18 protein-coding genes are annotated in these 21,454 nt (G+C 62.1%); 7 read left to right on the top strand and 11 right to left on the bottom strand.

Annotated elements, in window-relative coordinates:
- Positions 1-98: 98 nt before the first annotated feature.
- The 3 genes from HU767_RS25855 to HU767_RS25845 all read right to left on the bottom strand — a co-directional run bounded on the left by HU767_RS25855 (position 99) and on the right by HU767_RS25845 (position 2,135).
- The gene (locus HU767_RS25855; protein WP_186730820.1) at positions 99-965 is read right to left on the bottom strand and encodes a DUF6279 family lipoprotein; all 867 of its coding nucleotides are present in this window, start codon (positions 963-965) and stop codon (positions 99-101) included.
- 80 nt (positions 966-1,045) lie between these two features.
- Positions 1,046-1,756: a TorF family putative porin gene (locus HU767_RS25850; protein ID WP_186730819.1), complete on the bottom strand. Its 711-nt coding sequence runs from the start codon at positions 1,754-1,756 to the stop codon at positions 1,046-1,048.
- A gap of 190 nt (positions 1,757-1,946) precedes the next feature.
- The gene (locus HU767_RS25845; RefSeq protein ID WP_018607615.1) at positions 1,947-2,135 is read right to left on the bottom strand and encodes a hypothetical protein; all 189 of its coding nucleotides are present in this window, start codon (positions 2,133-2,135) and stop codon (positions 1,947-1,949) included.
- Positions 2,136-2,472: 337 nt separating this feature from the next.
- Between HU767_RS25845 and HU767_RS25840 the strand changes: the two genes are divergently transcribed.
- Positions 2,473-3,309: a S1-like domain-containing RNA-binding protein gene (locus HU767_RS25840; RefSeq protein ID WP_186704614.1), complete on the top strand. Its 837-nt coding sequence runs from the start codon at positions 2,473-2,475 to the stop codon at positions 3,307-3,309.
- Between the two features lie 426 nt (positions 3,310-3,735).
- Positions 3,736-5,190 (top strand): NCS1 family nucleobase:cation symporter-1, encoded by a 1,455-nt coding sequence (locus tag HU767_RS25835; RefSeq protein WP_186730818.1) that lies wholly within the window; start codon positions 3,736-3,738, stop codon positions 5,188-5,190.
- Here the strand turns inward: HU767_RS25835 and HU767_RS25830 are convergent, their stop codons facing one another.
- The gene (locus HU767_RS25830) at positions 5,191-6,363 is read right to left on the bottom strand and encodes an MFS transporter (RefSeq protein WP_186730817.1); all 1,173 of its coding nucleotides are present in this window, start codon (positions 6,361-6,363) and stop codon (positions 5,191-5,193) included.
- A 104-nt stretch (positions 6,364-6,467) separates the two neighbouring features.
- Here HU767_RS25830 and HU767_RS25825 point away from each other — a divergent pair, with 104 nt between their 5' ends.
- Positions 6,468-7,361 carry a LysR family transcriptional regulator gene (locus tag HU767_RS25825; protein WP_186704617.1) on the top strand — a complete coding sequence of 298 codons (894 nt, stop codon included), beginning with the start codon at positions 6,468-6,470 and terminating at the stop codon, positions 7,359-7,361.
- 139 nt (positions 7,362-7,500) lie between these two features.
- The gene (locus HU767_RS29115) at positions 7,501-7,629 is read left to right on the top strand and encodes a PA1414 family protein (RefSeq protein WP_003198971.1); all 129 of its coding nucleotides are present in this window, start codon (positions 7,501-7,503) and stop codon (positions 7,627-7,629) included.
- 287 nt (positions 7,630-7,916) lie between these two features.
- Here HU767_RS29115 and HU767_RS25820 read toward each other — a convergent pair whose 3' ends face one another.
- The 4 genes from HU767_RS25820 to speB all read right to left on the bottom strand — a co-directional run bounded on the left by HU767_RS25820 (position 7,917) and on the right by speB (position 12,418).
- Positions 7,917-9,305 carry a sodium:solute symporter gene (locus tag HU767_RS25820; protein ID WP_186730816.1) on the bottom strand — a complete coding sequence of 463 codons (1,389 nt, stop codon included), beginning with the start codon at positions 9,303-9,305 and terminating at the stop codon, positions 7,917-7,919.
- A gap of 190 nt (positions 9,306-9,495) precedes the next feature.
- Entirely contained in the window at positions 9,496-11,001 is a 1,506-nt protein-coding gene (locus HU767_RS25815) for a cytosine permease (RefSeq protein ID WP_186704748.1), read from the bottom strand.
- A 49-nt stretch (positions 11,002-11,050) separates the two neighbouring features.
- Complete coding sequence (locus tag HU767_RS25810; RefSeq protein WP_186704619.1) at positions 11,051-11,458, bottom strand: nuclear transport factor 2 family protein; 408 nt, start codon at positions 11,456-11,458, stop codon at positions 11,051-11,053.
- 9 nt (positions 11,459-11,467) lie between these two features.
- The gene (gene speB, locus HU767_RS25805; RefSeq protein WP_186704620.1) at positions 11,468-12,418 is read right to left on the bottom strand and encodes an agmatinase; all 951 of its coding nucleotides are present in this window, start codon (positions 12,416-12,418) and stop codon (positions 11,468-11,470) included.
- A gap of 342 nt (positions 12,419-12,760) precedes the next feature.
- Here speB and HU767_RS25800 point away from each other — a divergent pair, with 342 nt between their 5' ends.
- Both HU767_RS25800 and HU767_RS25795 read left to right on the top strand, forming a co-directional pair.
- Entirely contained in the window at positions 12,761-13,654 is an 894-nt protein-coding gene (locus tag HU767_RS25800; protein ID WP_186704621.1) for a LysR family transcriptional regulator, read from the top strand.
- A 2-nt stretch (positions 13,655-13,656) separates the two neighbouring features.
- Positions 13,657-14,253, top strand: coding sequence for a DTW domain-containing protein (locus HU767_RS25795; RefSeq protein WP_186730815.1), 597 nt, complete (start codon positions 13,657-13,659; stop codon positions 14,251-14,253).
- 148 nt (positions 14,254-14,401) lie between these two features.
- Here the strand turns inward: HU767_RS25795 and HU767_RS25790 are convergent, their stop codons facing one another.
- The 3 genes from HU767_RS25790 to HU767_RS25780 all read right to left on the bottom strand — a co-directional run bounded on the left by HU767_RS25790 (position 14,402) and on the right by HU767_RS25780 (position 19,527).
- A complete protein-coding gene (locus tag HU767_RS25790) occupies positions 14,402-15,766 on the bottom strand; it encodes an HlyD family type I secretion periplasmic adaptor subunit (RefSeq protein ID WP_186730814.1) in 1,365 nt (454 codons plus the stop codon).
- Between the two features lie 223 nt (positions 15,767-15,989).
- Positions 15,990-18,149, bottom strand: coding sequence for a type I secretion system permease/ATPase (locus HU767_RS25785; protein ID WP_186730813.1), 2,160 nt, complete (start codon positions 18,147-18,149; stop codon positions 15,990-15,992).
- Positions 18,150-18,168: 19 nt separating this feature from the next.
- Complete coding sequence (locus HU767_RS25780; protein ID WP_186704625.1) at positions 18,169-19,527, bottom strand: TolC family outer membrane protein; 1,359 nt, start codon at positions 19,525-19,527, stop codon at positions 18,169-18,171.
- 453 nt (positions 19,528-19,980) lie between these two features.
- On the opposite strand from HU767_RS25780, the gene HU767_RS25775 reads away from it, so the two are divergent.
- The coding region (locus HU767_RS25775; protein ID WP_186730812.1) for a retention module-containing protein at positions 19,981-21,454 on the top strand (1,474 nt) is incomplete at its 3' end.

Below are 21,454 nucleotides of genomic sequence, written 5' to 3'. Positions count from 1 at the left end.
CGGTGGGCCATTAATGATTATGTTGACTGATGCACCGCCTTCGCGAGCAAGCCCGCTCCCACATTTGTTTTTCACTCCACATTGGATTTTTGCTGGTCTCAGGGCTGTGCTGCCTTCAGGCACTTCAAATCAGTGAAATCTTTCTTCACCCCGTCGATTTTCTTCAACAGCTGTTCGCGCTGGGGCGGGGTGCTTTCGGCCATGAGGTCCACCAGCAGGCTGCGGGCCTGGGCTTCGGTTTTGCTGAAGGCCTCGCGGTAGGCTGGAGTCCAGAGGCTTTCGCGGTCGACGAGTAACTGCTCGATGCGTTTGGGGAAGTCCGGGCTGTGGCGTTGGGCCACGGCTTCGCTGAACTGGTTTTGCCAGTGGGCGCGGTTGGCGATCCATTGCTGGTTCTGGTCGCCGAGGGCAGTGGACCAGGCCATCACCCGTTGGCGCTGGGCGTCGTTGAGCGGGCCGAGCCAGTCGTCCAGGCGTTTGACCATGCGTTCGCTGCGTTGCTGGATCTGCTCCTGCAGCGTCGGTTTGAGGTATTGCTGCTGGCGCTTGCGCTGGTCCTTGACGAAGGCGGCGTCCATGTCGGCAACTTGGTCGTCGCTCAGGCCTTGCAGCAGTTCGATGGCCGAGGGGGTGATTGCCCGGGCGGTTTCGGCGATGGCGGCCTTGGCTTCCCGGGTGCGCTGTTGTAGCGCTTCGTCGGTGACCTGGTTGGTCTGCACCATGGTCTTGAGGCGATCCAGCCAGTCGAGGTAGCCGGGTAACTGAGTGGTGCAGTGCCAGGTCAGGTGGTCCTTGAGGCGTTCGTTGAACCAGTCTTTTTGCTCGCCTTTGATGTCCAGGTAGTCGTTGAGGGTCCAGGGGATGATCAGGTCGAGGTTGCGGTACGCCAGCCCGACGCGGCTGCAAGCGGTGAGCACGAAGAGCATGGCGATGAACATGGCGGTGCGTGTTAACCAGCGCGACATGAGCGAGTCCTTGCGAATGCGTAAGTGCTTTGTTTGAGCATGGCAGGCGCGCAGCAGTTCAGCTGATTAATGCGTAACGCTTAGTAAAAAGGGTGGGCCATCTTGAGGGTCAGCAGGCTGTCGCATTCGCTGTTGTGGCCAGAGTACGCCGAGCAGCTGCTGCCGCTGAGGCTTGAGTCGCTGTAGATCAGGTCCAGGTCGATGCCCATCCAGGGGCGGGAAATTTTCAGTGACCAGTCGCTGAAACTGCCTACAGAACCGTTCTCGACCGAGACCGGCGTATTGAGTTGGTGGGTGGTGTATTTGGCGCTGATGCCAATGCCGAACGGCACATTGCCGCCCAGGTCGGCAAACAGTGTGCTGTTCTGCTTGTCCGGATCGTTGCTCAGGGCCGCGCCGAAGCGGCTGCCCAGCACGGTCAGGCCGCCATAGAACTCCTGGCTGTCGAGGGTATCGACGGTGGGGTAGCTGTAGTGGATCAGGCCGACTTCGTAGCCCAGGGTCTGGTCGAAGGGTTGTTTAAAACCCATGTAGGAATCGACTTCAAGATCGGCGGATAGGCCGGCGCTGGGTGACCACTGGCCGACGTACCAGCCGCTGTCGTGGCTCAGGTCAAGGCCACCATGGAACGAACCGGTGCTCGACGGCGTGACCAATCCCTGGGCCATGCTGCGGCTGGGGGTGGTGCCAAGCTTGAGGTCGAAGTCGCCGAGTTCGCGCTGGAACACCTGCCCATGAGCGAGAGAACAGGACAGTAGGCTGATCATCAGCAGGACAATAGGGATGCGCATGCTTCACTCCATGAAATAGCGAGGAGCAGGAACTAAGCTGAAACGCTTGGGCTAGAGAGGTGCAAGCATACCGGCGAATACTCGGCAGCGAAGGCCGTTCGTCGATTCATAGGAAAATGAGTGGGGCGGGGAGGGTTCCAGTCCAAGCGCTTCGAAGCTCAAAGCGCTTTGGGACCAGGTGACGCGCAGGTTACTTCTTGCCCAGGCTGATCTGCTTGGACGGGCCGAATGTCTGGCCGCTGACGCCTTTGGCAATTTGCTGGATCTCGCCGCCGGACTTGAGGAACGCAGCGATCTGGTCGTTGATCGACTCGCTGGTTTCAACGGCTGGAGCTGGCTTTGCTTTGCTGTTGGATGCTTTTACGCGCATGACGGCCATTAACCTGTAGATAATTAATTGGGCCAGGCATCGTACAGGAAATACTTGACAATTGCTTGGCAAATATCCTTCTGAATTATCATCGGCGTGACGGGAATAATGCGCGGTTATCCGTCAATTACTGCCCTAAGCCCCTGTTTTAAATAACAACCGTGCGAAAAATAGTGTGCCGATGGCAAGCGGTACGCACCGCCGCTCGCCTGACGAATGGCCGTGCCCGGGTGAAAACCCAGGAAAATCAAGGGTTGTGCCGGGCCTTGTCGGCAAACCGTGCCGGCGACCACGAATCGCACCGTAAAACCGGGTAGAATGCGCCCACGCAATGAGGGTATTGGAAATGGCTTTAGTCGGGCGCTACAACAGTTTGCAAGTGGTTAAACACACTAACTTCGGTTTATATCTGGACGGTGGTGCGGACGGCGAAATCCTGCTGCCCAATCGATATATTCCCAAGGATATTCCCAGCGAAGATGAAGATTGGCTCAATGTTTTCATTTATCTGGACAGCGACGACAAACTGATCGCTACCACGGAAAAACCCAAGGTCCAGGTCGGTGAATTCGCCAGCCTGAAAGTGGTTGAGATCAACAGCATCGGCGTGTTCCTGGACTGGGGCCTGCCCAAGGACCTGTTGCTGCCGTATTCCGAAGAAAAGCGCCAGATGACCGCCGGCGAATACTGCGTGGTGCACGTCTACCTCGACAAGCACACCCGCCGCATCACCGCCACGGCGCGCCTGGATCGTTATCTGGACAAGACCCCGGCCAACTACACGCCGGGCCAGGAAGTGGATTTGCTGGTCGCCGAAGCCACCGACATGGGGTTCAAGGCGATCATCAATAACAAGCACTGGGGCCTGATCCACAAGAACGAAATCTTCAAGTTCATGCGCGCCGGCAAACAGGAAAAGGGCTTCATCAAGGAAATCCGTCCGGACGGCAAGATCAGCCTGAGCCTGCAGCCCGTTGGCCAGGAGGCCGCCACCAGCCTCAACGCCAAGATCCTCGCCAAGTTGCGTGAGAACAACGGCACCCTGGCGGTCAGCGACAAGAGCGACCCGGCGCTGATCAGCAGCCTGTTCGGCGTGAGCAAGGGCAACTTCAAGAAGGCCATTGGTGCGCTGTACAAGAATGGGCAGATTGTCATTCATGCGGATCGCATTGAATTGAGCTGATTCGAACGCAGAATCCGGGGCTTGTGAACCTTGTGATCAATGATCCAGTGGCTCGTGACCTTGTGGCGAGGGAGCTTGCTCCCGCTGGCCTGCGCAGCGGGCCCCGGCGTTCTTCCTGACGTACTGTGGTTAAAAATCATTTTTGGGGCTGCTTCGCAGCCCAGCGGGAGCAAGCTCCCTCGCCACGGGTGCTCATCTCTGTATACAAACTCCTGCACCTTTAGCATGCATTCACGCCCTGTTCGTGGGCGAATGCCTGCTCCTGCTCGACCTTAACCCCCGCTACACACCCCGGTTTGTCTAACATTCCACGCCTGTGGCACGCATTCTGCGTAGCAACGCGTATACAAACCATGCCGGCTCCCGTGCGCAGTATGGTGAGCAGGTCGATACGGGGGCACGGCGGTACTCAAAAGGAGCCCCGCAATGTCCGAGCAATTGCCCAACGGCTACAGCCCCCGCCTCTATAACCAGGACCTGGGCCCGCTGCCGCAGAAATGGAATTGGTACAACATCTTCGCGTTCTGGATGAGTGATGTGCACAGCGTCGGCGGCTATGTGTTCGCCGCCAGCCTGTTTGCCTTGGGCCTGGCGAGTTGGCAGGTGCTGATCGCGTTGCTCGGCGGGATCTGCATTGTGCAGTTGATCGCCAACCTGGTCGCCAAGCCGAGCCAGCAGGCGGCAGTGCCCTATCCCGTCATTTGCAGGCTGGCGTTCGGCGTGTTCGGGGCGAATATTCCAGCGGTCATTCGCGGCTTGATCGCCGTAGCCTGGTACGGGATTCAGACGTACCTGGCGTCCAGTGCGCTGATCATCGTGGTGCTGCGGTTTTTTCCTTCGATGGAAGTCTACGCGACGCCGCATTTTGCCGGTTTGTCCTACCTGGGCTGGTTCGGTTTCCTCAGCTTGTGGTTCGTCCAGGCGCTGGTGTTCTGGACCGGCATGGAGTCGATCCGGCGTTTCATCGACTGGGCCGGACCGGTGGTGTATGCCGTAATGTTCCTGTTGGCCGGTTGGATCGTGTGGAAGGCCGGTTGGAGCAACATCAGCTTCACCCTGGCGGAAAAGTCGTTGTCTGGCTGGCAAGCGTTCGGACAAGTGATCGTGGCGACGGCCCTGGTGGTGTCGTACTTTTCCGGGCCCACCCTGAATTTCGGTGATTTCAGCCGTTACTGCCGGAGCATGTCTGACGTGCGCCGGGGCAATTTCTGGGGGCTGCCGGTGAATTTCCTGGCGTTTTCCCTGGTCACCGTGGTGATTGTTTCCGGGACCTTGCCGGTGTTCGGTGAAATGCTCCACGACCCGATTGCCACGGTGGCGCGCATCGACAACGACGTGGCCGTCCTGCTGGGTGCCTTTGCCTTCGTGACCGCCACCATTGGCATCAACATTGTCGCCAACTTCGTGTCCCCGGCGTTCGACTTTGCCAACGTCGCGCCGAGCAAGATCAGTTGGCGCGCCGGTGGCATGATTGCGGCGGTGGCGTCGATTTTCATCACGCCGTGGAACCTGTTCAACAACCCCGAAGTGATCCACTACACCCTGGACGTGCTGGCGGCGTTCATCGGCCCGCTGTTCGGGATCCTGCTGGTGGATTACTACCTGATCAAAAAACAGCAGATTGACGTCGATGCGCTGTTCAATGACGGGCCGAGCGGACGCTATTACTACAGCGGCGGTATCAACTGGACCGCGGTCAAGGCGCTGATCCCGGCGACCTTGATGGGTGTGGCAATCACCTTCACGCCGCTGCTGCAACCGATGGCCAACTTCGCCTGGTTCACCGGTTGCTTCCTCGGCGGGGTGTTGTATTTCGCCTTGGCCCTACGAGAGCCGACCGCGCAATCGAGTAAAGCGTTCAGCCCGGCCGGCCAGGCCTGATCAACGCAGGGCGGTCTGGGCGCAAGGGCTCACCGCGCCCCGGCTGGCGGGCCGCAGCAACAGGCCGCCCGCCAACAGCAGGCCGCTGCCGGCAATGATCAGCGCCGGTTGCAGGCCGCCGCTGAAATGGCTGCTCAGCGCTGCCAGCAACGGCCCGCTGAGCTGACCCACGGCAAAGCAGGCGGTCAGCAGGCCGGCGTTGCGCTGGGTGGCGTGGGGGGCCAGTTCCCGGGAGCGCAGCATCACCAGCTGCATGCAGGCCAGGAATGGCGCACCACACAGGATCACCCCCAGCGCTAGCCCCGGCCCACTGCCCAGCAGGCAGGCAAACACCCCGGCGGCTTGCAGCCAGAGCGTACCGATCAGCCAGCGACCGGTGCTGTTCGGGTTCGGCCGCCGCAAGCTGACCAGCAACACGCCGATGGCGGCGGCCAGGCCGAAGCTGGGCCAGAACAGATCCGCCAGCCACTGTCCGTGGAACTGCGCCGAGGCCATTTGTGACAGGAACGTGGCCGGAATGATGTAGCCCACGCCGTACAAGGCATACACCACGCCCAATCGAGCGATGCCACGATTCGGCGAGGAGGTGACTGGCGCGACAACGGTCGTGGTTGCGGCGGGTTGCGGCAGGATCGGCAGAATCACCAGCAACATCGCCAGCGCCACGCCGGCGTACGCCAGCCACAGGGTTGCCGAGGTCTGGCCCAGCAGGTTCGAGCCCAACGCCAACAAACCTGTCAGGAAAATCCCCAACCCAGGGCCGGCAAACACCAGTGCGCCGAGCCGTGGCCGTCCCGTCGCCGCTGCCAAGGGTTGGCTCAGGGCGGTGATCATCACCATCACCCAGGCGCTCGCCACACCAGTGCCGAAGCGCAATGCCAGGTGCGGCCAGAAGCCCCAGGCCCAGAACGACGCCAGGGTCAGCAGCACGCACAGCCACAGGCCGCCGAGCAACCGCCACCGCACCTGTTCCGGGCGCCGGGCGAACATCGCGTCCAGGGCACCGAGGAAATAGCCCAGGTAGTTGGCGGCGGCAATCAGACCGGCGGCGGTCAAGTCGACCTGACCTTCGCCGATCAAATGAGGTAACTGCGGTGTGAGGGCGAAGCGGCCAATGCCCATGGCCATCATCAGGGCGATGAAACTGCCGAGCAGGCGAATAAAAGGTGACATGGTCGTTCTCCGGGTGTCGGGGCGAATGACCGTCAGGCTAGGACTGATTGACTTTCATTAAAAATGAATAATAGTGAGTAACTTGTTCTTTTTTGGAGAAGGTTGTGGAGTTCAGCCAGTTAAGGATTTTCCAGGCCGTGGCCGAGGAAGGTTCGATCACCCGGGCTGCGGAGCGCTTGCACCGGGTGCCCTCGAACCTGTCGACCCGGCTTAAGCAGCTCGAAGAGCAGTTGGGCGTAGACCTTTTCCTAAGAGAGCGTCAGCGCTTGCAGTTGTCACCGGCAGGAAAAGTCCTGCTGGACTATGCAACCAAGCTCTTCGCCTTGCACGACGAAGCCCACGCAGCGGTGCAGGGCGGACAACCGGCCGGGGATTTCCTGCTGGGAACGATGTACAGCACGGCGGCGACGCATTTGCCGGACCTGCTGGCGGCGTATCACCGGAGGTATCCAGCGGTGAACCTGCAAGTGCAGTCGGGGCCCAGTGGTGAACTGTTTGAAGGCCTGCTCACCAATCGGCTCGATGCGGCGTTGGTGGACGGCCCGCTGGAGCTGGCGGGGCTGGATGGCGTGCCGCTGTGCGACGAACGGTTGGTGCTGATCACCGAGGCCGATCACCCGCCGGTGCGCAGTGCGCTGGATGTGCAGGGCCGCGCGGTGTTCACGTTCCGCCGTGGCTGCTCGTACCGGATGCGCTTGGAAGCCTGGTTTGCCCACGATCACGCGACCATGGGCCGGGCGATGGAAATCGAGTCTTACCAGGGGATGCTGGCGTGTGTGATCGCCGGATCCGGCGTGGCGTTGATGTCCGAGTCGATGCTGGCCAGCCTGCCGGGCCGCGAGCGGGTGACGGTGCATCCGCTGGCCGAGCCGTTTGCCAGCGCCACCACTTGGCTGATGTGGCGTAAAGGCATGGTCGGGGCCAACTTGAATGCCTGGATTGAATTGCAACAACAGGCGTGGCCGCGAGCGCCAATGATCACGGCGCAATCGGCTTGAACTCCGGGAGGTGGATTTGGATCAATTCAGTAACAGATCATTGCAAACTGAGACGAGCATTGCATAGCACATCGGACTATTATCAGTGCGAAGGGGCCACAGAAATCTGCCGCTCGCACCACCCTGAGGGGGCACCACGATGAAAGAGAAAATCCAGAACTGGCTTCACGACTTGGGTGTCGCGCTTGGCCTGATCGAGCCGCCGATGCAACCGGTACCGATCCGCACCGATGACGAGCAACGCCGCCGCCAGCCGCGCCGCCGGTAAATGCACCAGGAATTTGGAGAGATCGCAGTTCCGGACCATCTCGATCGAGATGGCCCGGAACTGCGATCTTTTTTATTGGTGATGCGAGCCCCTGTGGCGAGGGAGCTTGCTCCCGCTGGGCTGCGTAGCAGCCCCAAGATGTATCCATCACCGCAGTGCGGCAGACAGGACGCCGGGGCCTGCTTCGCAGTCCAGCGGGAGCAAGCTCCCTCGTCACAGGGATGTGTTGCAAAAAGGGGCATGGCCACCGACGCCATGCCTCTTGAAGAATCTGTCTCAGTGCTCGGTCAAACCGCCTTGGCCACCACGTTCGACCTGGGCGACAGCAAGCTCACCAGCACGAAACTCACCAGCGCCACGCTCAGGCTGTAGTAGATCGGTGTGTTCGCATCCAGGCCATCCTTGAACATGAAGAACAGCGCGGTCAAGAAGCCCAGCGACATGCTGGTGATCGCGCCAGCGGTGGTGGCGCGTTTCCAGTAGATGGCGCCGATCAGCGGGATCAGCATGCCGCCCACCAACAGGTTGTAGGCCAGGGTGAGGGCGCTGATGACGTCGCTGACCACCAGGGCGATCACCAGGACCATCGCCCCCATCAGCAGGGTGGCGATGCGGTTTTCGTGGACGTCGCCGCTGCCGCTCTCACGGCCATGACGCAGGCGGGGCAGCAGGTCCTGGACCACCGTGGTGGACGCGGCGAGCAGGCCCGCCGCGGCGGTGGACATCAAGGCCGCCAGGGCCGCGGCGATCACCAATCCACGAATGCCATTGGGCAGGCTGGTCTGCACCACGCTGGCGAAAGCGTTGTTGACGTTTTCCAGATCCGGTAGCAACACCTTTGCCGCCATGCCGATCAGCGCCCCAGCCAGGCCGTACAGCACGCAGTACAGGCCGGCGGCGGTGCCGGCCACTTTGGCCACGCCTTCGCTGCGGGCGGTGAACACCCGCTGCCAGATGTCCTGGCCGATGAAGATGCCGAAAAAGTAGATCAGGAAGTAGGTAAGGATGGTGTCCCAGCCAATCGCGGTGAAATCGAAGTAGCTGGCCGGCAAGGCCGCCACCATTGCGTCCCAGCCGCCGGCATCGCCGATGGACATCGGCATCAGCAGGAACACCAGGCCAATGGTCATGATCAAGAATTGCACGATATCCGTGAGGGTCAGCGACCACATGCCGCCAATGGTGGAATACAGCACCACCACACCACCGCCCACCAGGATCGACACCCAGAACGGCAGGCCGAACAGCACTTGCATCACGGTACCGATGGCGATGGTCGAGGTGGCGCCGATCATCAGTGCGTAAACCAGCATGATCAGCGCACTGGCCTGGCGCGCGGCCGGGTTGTAGCGGCGCTCCAGCACTTGGGTCACGGTGTAGATCTTCAGTTTGAGCAACGGCTTGGCGAGGAACAGGCTCAGGCCGACGATGCCCAGGCCGATGGCGCCGCACAGCCAGAATCCGGAAATGCCATGGACGTAGCCCAGGCGCACGGTGCCGATGGTCGATGCGCCGCCCAGCACGGTGGCGGCCATGGTGCCCAAGTAGAAGCCCGGGCCGAGGTTGCGCCCGGCGACCAGGTAGTCGTCACGGGTCTTGGCGCGGCGCATGCCGTACCAGCCGAGGGCGATCATGCCGGCGGCGTAGATGAGAACGACGATTAAATCCAAAGCCATGATGGCGTGTCTCCGATTGTCTTTTTTATGTACGGGACGAAGTGCTGCTGTCCCTGGCGAACGAGTCTTTGTGGCGAGGGAGCTTGCTCCCGCTCGACTGCGCAGCAGTCGTCGCTTATCGGTTCAGAAACTTGGGGGGCTGCTGCGCAGCCCAGCGGGAGCAAGCTCCCTCGCCACGGGTATTTTTCAGTCAGGCGGTCTGCCGGAGCTCTGATTTAGCAAGCGGCGCTGTGCCCCGCGGATCTTGCGGCCCATACACCGCCGCCGGCTCTGGAAACAGCCCCAACAACGCCAGGTACACCACCGAGGCCAGGCCCAGGGTCACCGGCAGGCTGATGTCGATCCCGCCGGCCAGTTCCCCCAGCGGCCCGACGAACTGCCCTGGCAGGTTGACGAAGCACAACCCCACCAGCGCGCTGGGGATCCACGCCCCCAGGCCGCGCCAGTTCCAGCCGTGGCTGAACCAGTAGCGCCCGCCGGTTTCGCCGCGGGTGAACACTTGCAGGTCGTCCGGGCAGTAGAAGCCGCGGCGCACCAGCAGGCCGATGATCATGATCACCATCCAGGGTGTGGTGCAGGTGATGATCAGCACCGCGAAGGTCGACACGCTCTGCACCAGGTTCGCCGCGAAGCGCCCGATGAAGATGAAGGCAATCGACAGCACGCCGATCAGCAGCGTCGCCTTGACCCGCGACAGCAGCCGTGGAAACACGCTGGACATGTCCAGCCCGGTGCCATACAGCGACGTGGTGCCGGTGGACATGCCGCCGATCACCGCGATCAGGCACACCGGCAGGAAGAACCACCCCGGCGACACCGCCAGCAGCCCGCCCACGTAGTTATTGGCCGCGATGTAGTCCGGCGCCTTGATCGCCACGATGGTGGCGGTGGCGAGGCCGAACAGGAACGGGATCAATGTCGCCAGTTGCGCCGCGATCACCGCCAGCATGATGCGGCGCTTGGGCGTGTTGCGCGGGATGTAGCGCGACCAGTCACCGAGGAACGCACCGAAGGAAATCGGGTTGCTCATGGCCACCAGCGCCGCGCCGATGAAGGCGGCGTAGAAGCCCGGCTGGCCAAGGCTGACCGTGCCGGCGAACTGGCTGTCAAAGGTCGGTGCGAAGGCGAAGATGCCGAGCAGGAACAGCAGGCTGGCGGCCCACACGGCGATGCGGTTGACCCACAGCATGAAGCGGAAGCCGTAGATGCACACGGTCAACACCAGCAGGGCGAACAGGCCGTAGGCCAGGCCCAGGCTCAAGTCGGTTTCCGGCACGCCGATCAGCCGCTTGGCGCCGCCGATCAATGCATCGCCCGAACTCCACACCGACAGTGAGAAAAACGCGATGGCGGTCAGCAACGAGAGGAACGAGCCGACGATTCGCCCGTGCACGCCGAAGTGCGCGCCGGATGACACCGCGTTGTTGGTGCCGTTGAGCGGACCGAACAGGCCCATCGGCGCGAGAATGATCGAACCCACCAACACGCCCAGCACAATCGCCCAGACCCCGGCCTGGAACGACAGGCCGAACAGCACCGGAAAACTGCCGAGCACGGCGGTGGCAAAGGTATTGGCGCCGCCGAAGATCAGGCGAAACAGGTCGCCTGTGCCTGCGGTGCGTTCGTGGTCCGGGATCTGTTCGACCCCGTTGGTTTCAATCTGCGTAAGGCTTTTATCGTTATTGTTATTCATGATCTGCTCCGATCATCGAGGCGCATTCATCGGTTGTGAATGTCGCCTGTGGCTAAGGGGGTGGCAGCCCTTCCGGCATTGCGGACAAATGTTCATGACAGGCCAGCCATAGGCCTTGTTGTTCTTGGCGAAACACAATGGTTTCGCGCTCCTGGCTAATGTGAAGCTCCCCTTGCATGCGCAGCTCGGTGGCCACGTCATGGATAAAAATCGCCACGTCCCCTTGCAGGCTGACGAAGGCGTTGCTCGAGGTGCAGCTCAGCACCTCGAAGCCATCCTCGGACCTCCAGCGATCCCACAACGCCCGGTAGGCATCGCGTGACAGCAGGGGCTGTTCGAGGGTGTGGAACACGAAGCTCGCATCGGTGCTGAACGCACTGAAATAAGCCTCGCGATCGTTGCGGGCGAAGGCCGACACCAGTTCAGCGGCGGCCTTGAGAACCTGGTCTCGATGGCTCATGACGGCGCCTCAGCGATGAACTACGCCAGGCAGTACGCAGAGCATCTCGTACAGCAGGTTGGCGCCCAGCAGCGAGGTGTTGCCGGTGGTGTCGTACGGCGGCGAGACTTCTACCAGATCGCAACCGACCAGGTCGAGGCCCTGGCAGCCACGGACGATTTCGATCGCCTGGATGGTGGTCAGGCCACCGATTTCCGGGGTGCCGGTGCCGGGCGCCCAGGCCGGGTCGATACCGTCGATGTCGAAGCTCAGGTACACCGGGCCGCCGCCGACTTTTTCACGCACTTCGGCCATCAACGGCGCCAGGGATTTGTGCCAGCACTCTTCGGCCTGGACCACGCGAAAGCCCTGATGGCGGCTCCAGTTGAAATCATCGGCGGTGTAGCCCTGGGCCCGCAGGCCGATCTGCACCACGCGGTCGCAATCGAGCAGGCCTTCTTCCACGGCGCGGCGGAAGGTGGTGCCGTGGGCGATTTTCTCGCCGAACATGTGGTCGTTCACATCGGCATGGGCGTCGATGTGCACCAGGCCGACCTTGCCGTGTTTCTTGTGAATGGCTCGCAGTATCGGCAGGGTGATGGTGTGGTCGCCGCCCAGGGTCAGGGGGATGACGTTGTGTTCGAGGATCTTGTGGTACGACTCTTCGATGATCCGCACCGCGTCCAGCAGGTTGAAGGTGTTGATCGCCACGTCACCGATGTCCGCCACTGACAGCGAGTCGAACGGTGCAGCGCCGGTGGCCATGTTGTAGGGGCGGATCATCACGGATTCGGCGCGAATCTCCCGCGGCCCGAAACGGGTGCCGGCGCGCAGGGAGGTGCCGATGTCCAGCGGCACGCCGACGAAAGCAGCGTCCAGGCCGGCAGCGGTTTGCAAATGAGGAAGTCGCATCATGGTGGCGATGCCGCCGAAGCGCGGCATTTCGTTGCCGCCCAGTGGTTGGTGAAGAATCTTGTCCACGGGTAGGGCCTCATCGTTGTTTTATTTATCAGGGGCCGATTCTGCGAAAAGCCGCTGTCGTGAAGAATCGCTGGCGGCAAATACTTAGTTCAGATTTTTCTAAACTAATGGCGGGCGGGGCGATAGACTCCGCAGCAGCGCAATCCTAGGGCAGACGATTACCCCGGTGGCGAGGGAGCTTGCTCCCGCTGGGCTGCGAAGCAGCCCCAAAACCATTCACCTCGGTGTTTCAGGTAGATCGCGTGGGCAGGTTTTACGACTGTTTCGCAGCCGAGCGGGAGCAAGCTCCCTCGCCACAAAAGCGCGACAAGTTCTGTTTATGTGTGATCCGGAGACACCCCCATGGCCAACGCTCTACCCGACCTGAAACTGCTGCGCATTTTCGTCAGCGTGGTCCGGCATCAGGGGTTCGCCAATGCCCAGCACGAGCTCAACCTCTCCACCTCGGCCATCAGCACTTATATGAGCCAACTGGAGTCGGCCCTGGGCCTGGTCCTCTGTCATCGCGGCAGGGGCGGGTTCAGCCTGACCAGCAAGGGCGAGTTGTTCCATCAGGAAACCCTGCGCCTGCTGGGCGAGCTCGAAGGCTTCGAACAGTACGCCGCCGCGCTCAAGGGGGAACTGCGCGGCACGCTGAACCTGGGGGTGATCGACTCGACAGTGAGCGACACGGCCTTGCCATTCGCCGAAGCCATCGGTGCCTACAGCCAGGAGCATCCGGCGGTGCATTTGCACCTGTCGGTCCTGAGCCCTTACGAGCTGCAACTCGGTGTGCAGGACAACCGCCTGGATCTGGCCATCGGTGCGTTTTCCACGCGCATGAGCGGGTTGGTCTACATGCCGTTGTACCGCGAGCAGCACTGGTTGTATTGCAGCAATCGCCACCCGCTGTTCAACGAGCGGCGCATCCCCGAACAGGTCATCACCCAGCAGCGCATGGTCGGACGCGGTTACTGGAGCCAAGCCGAGCTGGCTCGTCATGGCTTCAAGCACAGTGCGGCGACGGTCGAGAGCATGGAAGCGCAGTTGATCCTGGTGTTGTCCGGTGCCTACGTCGGTTATTTGCCTGAGCACTATGCCCAGGCTTGGGTCGACAAGGGCGACTTGCGCGTGCTGTTGCCGGCGACCTTCGGTTATCAGGCGCCGTTTTCGATGATCGTGCGCCGTGGCCGCAGCCGCGAGCCGCTGATCCAGACCTTCCGTGATTTGCTCAAAGCTCAACTGAACCAGGCCTGATCATGTCCAGAATCCAATGCCCGCGCTGCCAACGACCGCAAAGCCATTGCCTGTGCCCGTTGATCCCCAACCTCGACAGCCGCACCCGGGTCTTGCTGTTGCAACATCCGAGCGAAGTGAACCACGCCTTGAACACTGCCCGGCTGGCGGCCTTGGGGCTGCGCAATGCCGAGCTGATCGTGGGCGAGGTGTTCGAGGATCTGCCCCGGTTGCTCAACCAGGCGGGTTATCAGGCGCGGTTGTTGTTTCCCGCTGACGACGCGCAGCCGCTGCAAACCTACGGGCCGTCCGATGAGCCGCTGCTGTTGGTCGTTCCCGATGGCACCTGGCGCAAGGCGAGAAAACTGCTGCACCTCAATCCGCTGCTGGCGGCGTTGCCGAGGGTGACGTTGGCTAACAGTGGGGTGTCTCGTTACCGTTTGCGCAAGGCACCGGGGCCGGGGGCGTTGTCGACGGTGGAGGCGATTGTCCAGGCGTTGCAGACACTCGAAGCGCCGACCCGTTTCGAGCCGCTGCTGAAGCCGTTCGAGGCGTTGATCGAGGGGCAGATTGTGGCGATGGGGGAGGAGACGTTTCGGCGTAATCATGCTGAGAAATAATGGTTGTCTTTGCCGGCGCCTTCGCGAGCAAGCCCGCTCCCACATTTGATCGCCTGTGGCCGCAAAATTTGTGTTCGCCGCAGATCCATTGTGGGAGCGGGCTTGCTCGCGAAGGCGGCCTCTCAATCACCGCATATCTCAGCAGAAATCAGCGCTCGCGCATCGCCTCGGTCCGCGCCTTCAACACCGGCTTGAGCAAGTAATCCAACACACTTTTCTCCCCAGTGATGATGTCCACCGTCGCCACCATCCCCGGAATGATCAGCAACGGCTTGGCATCGCCGCCCAAGTGGTTTTTATCGGTCCGCACCTGGATCAAATAGAAGCTGTTGCCCTTGTCGTCGGTGATGGTGTCGGCACCGATCAGTTCGAGCTTGGCGCTGAGCCCGCCATAGATCGTGTAGTCGTAGGCGCTGAACTTGACCATGGCTTTCTGGCCAGGGTGCAGGAACGCCACGTCCTGGGGGCGGACCTTGGCTTCGATCAGCAGGTTGTCTTCCAAGGGCACGATTTCTACCATGTCGTTGCCCGGCTGCACCACGCCGCCGATGGTATTGACCTTCAATTGCTTGATCACCCCATGCACCGGCGAGACCACGGTGGTGCGGGTCACGCGGTCGTCGATGGCGATGCTTGAGGCGGTGATTTTCGACAGTTCGGTGCGTTTCTCGTTGAGGTCCTTGGCCGCCTCGGAACGGAAGGTCTGTTCCGATTCGTCGATCTTGCTCTTGATCTCGTTGATCGCCGATTCGGCCCTGGGAATGGCCAGGGTGGTGGCGTTGAGCGAGCCGCGGATTTCCACCGCGCTGCGCTTGAGCCGCAGGATCTCCACCGGCGATACCGCCCCGGTGCGCACCAGCGGCGCGGACATGTTCATTTCTTCTTGCAACAAGGCCAGGGCGGAGCTGAACTGGCCTTGCTTGGAACGAAACTCCGCCAGTTCCTGGGTCTTCTGCCGCAGCTGTTCGGTCAGGGTCCGTTGTTCGCTGGCCAGGCGTCGCTGGCGTTGTTCATACAGCGAGCGTTCGTCCTCGGCCACTTGCGGGGCCTTGGCGGTGACCTCTGCCGAGAGCGCGAAGGGCCGCCCTTCAGCTTCGGCCGACAGGCGCTCGACCTGGGCGGTCAGGGCATAGCGGTCAGCCTCGCTCTCGCCCTTGTTCGACAGGAACCGCGTATCGTCGAGGCGCAGCAGGGTGTCGCCCTTGTTTACCATCTGGCCTTCGCGCACGAAAATCTCGGTGACGATGCCGCCCTCCAGGTTCTGGATCACCTGGATCTTGCTCGACGGAATCGCCTTGCCTTCGCCGGTGGTGACTTCCTGCAAGACCGCAAACTTCGCCCAGACCAACCCGGTGACGATCAACCCGGCGGCCAGCCACACGGTAACCCGCGAGCGCCGGGGAGAATCCTGCAGCGTGGCGCCGGCGGTTTCCGGCATGAACTCGCTTTCGGCGCTTTTGCTGAAACTGCCGAAGTAGCTTCGGGCGGCTGAATCCGATGTTTGAGCAGGCATGGGGCGGTACCCGTTGGTTAAATGAAAAGAGCTGGGTGCTGCTTTTAAGTAAAAGAGCTGGGTGCTGCTTTTTGTGGCGAGGGAGCTTGCTCCCGCTCGGCGGCGAAGCCGTCGCAAAACCTGCCGGCGCGGTCCGCCTGATACAACCGGGGGAATGGCCCTTGGGGCTGCTTCGCAGCCCAGCGGGAGCAAGCTCCCTCGCCACAGGGGTATGTGTCGGCCTCTAAACCGCCGCGGAGCCCACCCGTCCCTTGCGCAGCGCATCGATCACCGCGTCCTTCGGCCCGTCCGCCACGATCCGGCCGTTATCCAGCACCACCAAGCGGTCCACCAGACTCAGCATCGAGGTGCGGTGGGTGACCAGCAGCACGGTCTTGCCCTGCACGTGGGTATGAAGCTTCTGCCGCAAGACGTCTTCGCTGCTGTTGTCCATGGCACTGGTGGGTTCGTCCAGCAGCAGGATCGGCGGGTCGAGCAACAAGGCCCGGGCCAGCAGCACAGCCTGGCGCTGGCCGCCGGACAGCAGTTGTCCGCGCTCGCCCACCGGGCGGTCGAAACCTTGGGGATGCTGGCGCGCCAGTTCGGTGACACCAGTCAGTTCCGCCACTTCCAGCATGCGCGCGTCGCTGATGTAGCGCGCACCGAGGGTGAGGTTGTCCCGCAGGCTGCCGGCCAGCAGCGGCAGGTCATGGGCGACATAGCCGATCTGTTGGCGCAGGTCGGCGACGTCCAGTTGCCGCAAGTCCAGGCCGTCGAGCAGCAACTGGCCTTCCTCCGGTGCATAGAAACCCATCACCAGGCGCGCCAGGGTGCTCTTGCCCGAGCCACTGCGGCCGATGATCCCGACCCGTTCGCCGGGCTTGAGGCTGAAACTGATATTGGCCAGTGCCGGGGCGCTCTGGCCGTTGTAGTGGAACGTCACGCCGCTGACGTCCAGCGCGCCCTGCAATTGGGTGCGCTCAAGGGGCCGCTGCTTGGCGTCACGCTCCTGGGGCAAGGCCATCAGGGCATCGGTGCTGCGCATGGTGAGCTGGGCTTGCTGATAGCGGGTGATCAGCCCGGCGATCTGCCCGAGCGGGGCCAGTACGCGGCTGCCGAGCATGTAGGTCGCCACCAGCGCGCCGACGCTGAGATTGCCGGCAATGATGCTGTAGACCCCCGCGACGATGGTCGCCATGCCCGCCAGTTGTTGCAGGAACAAGGTGCCGTTGGTCGCCAGTGCCGAGAGGTTGCGCGCATGGCTGTCCAGGCGGGTGAGGGCGCCGTGGGTGCTTTCCCATTGGTGCTGGCGCTCGCTTTCGGCGCTGCAAGCCTTGAGGGTTTCCAGGCCGCCGAGGGTTTCGATCAGCAGGGCCTGGCGCTGGGCGCCGAGGGCCAGGCTTTTTTGCACGGTGTCGCGCAGGCGTGCCTGGATGATCATGGCGAAGACAATGGTGATCGGAAATGCGATCACGGGAATCACCACCAGCCAGCCGCCCAGCAGGCCGATCACCACCAGCATCAGCAGGGTGAAGGGCAGGTCGATGAGGCTGGTGAGCGTCACCGCCGTGAGGAATTCCCGCAGGCCCTGGAAGTCGTGGATGCTCTGGGCGAAGCCGCCGATGGTCACCGGTTTGGCCTTCATCGCCATGCCAGTGATGCGTTCGAACAAAGTCGCGGAGAGAATCACGTCGGTTTTCTTGCCGGCGGTGTCCAGCAGATGGGCGCGCACCACCCGCAGCACCAGTTCGAAACCGGTGCCGATCAGCAGCCCCACGGCCAGCACCCATAAGGTCGATGTGGCCTGGTTCGGCACCACGCGGTCGTAGGTCTGCATCACGAACAGCGGCACCATCAGGCCCAGCAGGTTGATCAGGAAACTCGCCAGGATCGCATCGCTGTACAGCCAGCGCGACAGTTTCAGGGTGTCGCGAAACCACGCCTCGACCCGCGGCACCAGTGGGGCGCGCAAGTCTTCGAGTTCATGGCGCGGCCGGGCGAATAGCGCCTGGCCGCTGTAATCGGTGGTCAGTTCCTCGCGGCTGACCCATTGTTCACCGCCATCGGCTTCGCTGGGGAGGATCAGCGCCTTGCCATCCTCGCCCCAGCGCCGCAATACGGCGCAGCGGCCCCCCGCCAGGATCAGCATCACCGGCAGGTTCAGGGCTGAGATGTCCGCCAGCTCACGCCGCAATAGCCGCGCCTGCAAGCCCGCCCGGGCCGCTGCGCGGGGCAGCAGGTCCAGGCTCAAGCGTTGGTGCGCCATAGGAAGCCCGGCGCTGAGGCTGGCGCGACTGGCCGTCGCGCCATGGAGTTTGCAGAGGATCAACAGGCCGTCCAGCAACGGATCATCGAAGTTCAGGCGCGGGTCGGCGCCGGGGGTTGCGGGTTCCATGCTGGTCACATTGATCGCTCCCACTGGATTACTTCAGTTCTGGCAACCGTGCCTGGTTCTTGACTTCGGTCTGCGCGACCGCATCGGCCGGCAGCACGATCCGTTGTTTCTGCAACAACAGGCCCATGTTCGCCAGCACCCGGTACATCGAGTACTCCTCGGTGTAGCGCACTTCGGTGTAGCGACGGTTGGCGTTGTACAACTCGTTTTCGCTGTCGAGCAGGTCGAGCAGGGTGCGCTGGCCAAGGCCGAACTGATCCTGGTAGGCGGCGCGCACGCGGGCGGTGGTGTCGGCATATTCGCGGGCGGTCGGGGTCTGCTTGCGGGCGTTGAGCATGGCGTTCCAGGCCAGGCGCGTGTCTTCGTTGAGCTGGCGCAGGGCGTTGTTGCGGATGTCCATGGCCTGGTTGATCTGGTGGGCGTTGGACGCCAGCCGCGCCTTGTCGCTGCCGCCGCGGAACAGGTTGTAGTTCATCACCACGCCCAGCCGCCAGTTGTTGTCGTGGCCTTCTTCGCCACCGATGTTGTTGTTGGCGCCCACTGCCGCCTCGGCGTCAAAGCGCGGATAGAACGGCGACTTTGCCACTTCATATTGGCTTTCGGCGGACTGTATGTCGGCCTGGGCCGATTTCAGGTACGGGTTGTTGTCCACCATGCTTTGCTGGGCTTCGCGCAGGTCGGCGGGAAGCTCGCCTTTGGTCGAGGGCGGCGCTTCCAGCTCATCGGGCATGCGCCCGACCACGCTGTAGAAGTTCGCCTCGGCGTCCGCCAGGTCGACCTGGGCGGTGTCGAAGTTGTTTTCCGCCAGGGCCCGACGGGCGTTGGACTGGTCGGAGTCGGCCGTACTGCCCACCCCTCGCTCGGTGCGCAGGCCGATCTGGTCGTTGACCCGCAGGTGCGCCTGCAGGTTGTTCTTGGCCAAGGTCACCAGTTCACGACGCTTGAGCACTTCCAGGTAGACCTCGATGGTGCGCAGCGCCAGATCCTGGGCGGTGCCCTGGGCGTAATAGGCCCGGGAATTGACCACGCCCTGGGTGCGCTGCACTTCATTGGCGGTGTTGAACCCGTCGAAGATCATCTGCCGCAGGCGCAGTTCCGATTGGGTGTAGGTCAGGATATTGGTGTGGTGGTTGCCCTGCGCCCGGGTGTTGGTGTTGTCGCTGTAGCCACGGCCATAACCGGCATTGAGATCCACCGACGGGAAAAAGCCCCCCCGGGCGACTTTGACGTCTTCATTGGCCGACAGGCGGCTGTCCACCCGTTGTGCCAATTCCGGGTGAGTCGCGATGGTGCTCTGGATCGCTTCGGTCAAGGACATGGCCTGCGCCTGAGAAGAGCAGGCCATGGCCAGCAAAACCGCGCTGCAGAGGGGGGTTAGAACGCGCATGGGGTGCATCTCCTGAGGTCTGTAGTGCTTCGTTGTCGCCAATTTATTGACGTATTTAAGATCAAAACCGTTTCAACCTTGTAACAACACAGCTAAGAACATCCTGCGCAAAACCTAAGAAGAATTTCTCATAACGCTTATTCCGAAAAAAACTTATGTGCTTGTAAAAAACCGGCACATTGTTCAAAGCGAAAGCCTTTGAATCTGCGGGTTCTGACGGATTTTAGGCGTCAATAAAAGTTCCATTCAGATTTTCAAGCGATGTGAAGAAGTGCCGAAAGAGCGATGGATGAGGCGGTTACAGGTGACGGTTTTTTGTCGTTTAGGCGAATTGCCAGCACGTTCTGCCTTCAGGAAAGCTGGCAGATTTTCCAGCTTTGCAGATCGCCAATCTGAGGACGGATTCTTCACCCAAACAGGTGCCGACTGCGGTCGGCAACGGAGGAAATGCACATGGCAGCGCTCATCGGTATCGTCAGCAAAGTGGTCGGGCAAGTTTTCGCGGAAACGGCTGGTGGCCTGCGGCGGCCTCTGGTCGAAGGCGATCGGCTTTATGCCGGCGAACACTTGGTCACCGGTGCCGAAGGGGCCGTGGCTGTCCAATTGCAAAACGGCCAGGCGTTAACCCTGGGCCGCGAAAGCAACCTGACCCTGACCTCGCAGCTGCTCGCCAACCCTGCGCCTCATGTCGACACGCCCGACACAGTGGCACCGAATGACGCGCAACTGACCGATGTGCAAAAGCTGCAGCAAGCCATCGCCGCCGGTGCCGACCCGACGCAGACCGGTGAAGCCACGGCTGCCGGACCCGAAGGGGGCAACCCGGGTGGCGTAGGGGGTGGGCACAGTTTTGTGTTGCTGGAAGAGGTGGGCGGGGAGGTCGATCCGTTGATCGGTTTCCCGACGGCCGGGTTCAATGGGATTCCTGAGTTTCCAGAACTGCGCCTGGCCGGTGACCCGGATAACACGGGCGACGATGCGACCGTGCCACCGGTCGTCCCGGAGACCCCGGACAACCCCGTGACCCTCGACGGTGTGACTGTCGAGGGCGGCGAACTGACCACCAACGAGGCCAATCTGGCCGACGGTTCGGCCAGCAATCCGGGGGCGCTGGTGCAAAATGGCACGTTCACGGTGTCCGCGCCTGACGGGCTGAACAGCCTGAGCATCGGCGGCATCAACGTGATCAGCGGCGGTGTGCCCGCAGGCTTCCCCCAAACCATCACGTCGGCGCTGGGCAACACATTGACCATCACCGGTTATAACCCGGCTACGGGAGTGGTCAGCTACACCTACACACTGACGGACAATGAAACCCATCCTGCTGGCGGCGGTGTCAACAACATTACCGAGCAGTTCCCTGTGGTGGCGGTCGACACCGACGGCGACACGGCCACTGGCACCCTGGACGTCAACATCACCGATGACGTGCCCCAGGCGATCGATGACAGCCACGCCAACACGGCGTCGGAAACCCTGGTCAGCCTCACCGGCAACGTATTGCCCAACGACCATCAGGGCGCCGACCGGATCCCCACCGGCCCCGACAGCGGACCGATCATTGGCGGGACGTTCACCGGCACCTACGGCACCCTGGTGCTCAACCCCAACGGCACATACACCTACACCCTGAACACCAGCGACCCGCAGTTTGTCGCGTTGCAGGGCGGGGGCAGCGGCACCGAAACCTTCACCTACACCCTGACCGACGCCGACGGCGATACCAGCACCGCGAACCTGGTCTTGCAGGTCCACAACAACGACGACCCGGTGATCATCACCGGCCTCGACACCGAAGGCGGCGAGCTGTCATTGCAGGAGAAAAACCTCAGCGACGGCAGCAGCCCGGATGCATCGGCCCTGACCCAAAGCGGCACGTTCACCGTGACGGCGTTGGACGGTGTGCAGACCCTGAGCGTAGGCGGGA

The organism is Pseudomonas sp. SWRI179 (genome assembly GCF_014268705.1).
Classification (GTDB): Bacteria; Pseudomonadota; Gammaproteobacteria; order Pseudomonadales; family Pseudomonadaceae; genus Aquipseudomonas; species Aquipseudomonas zanjanensis.
This window is presented reverse-complemented; position numbering and strand designations above follow the sequence as displayed.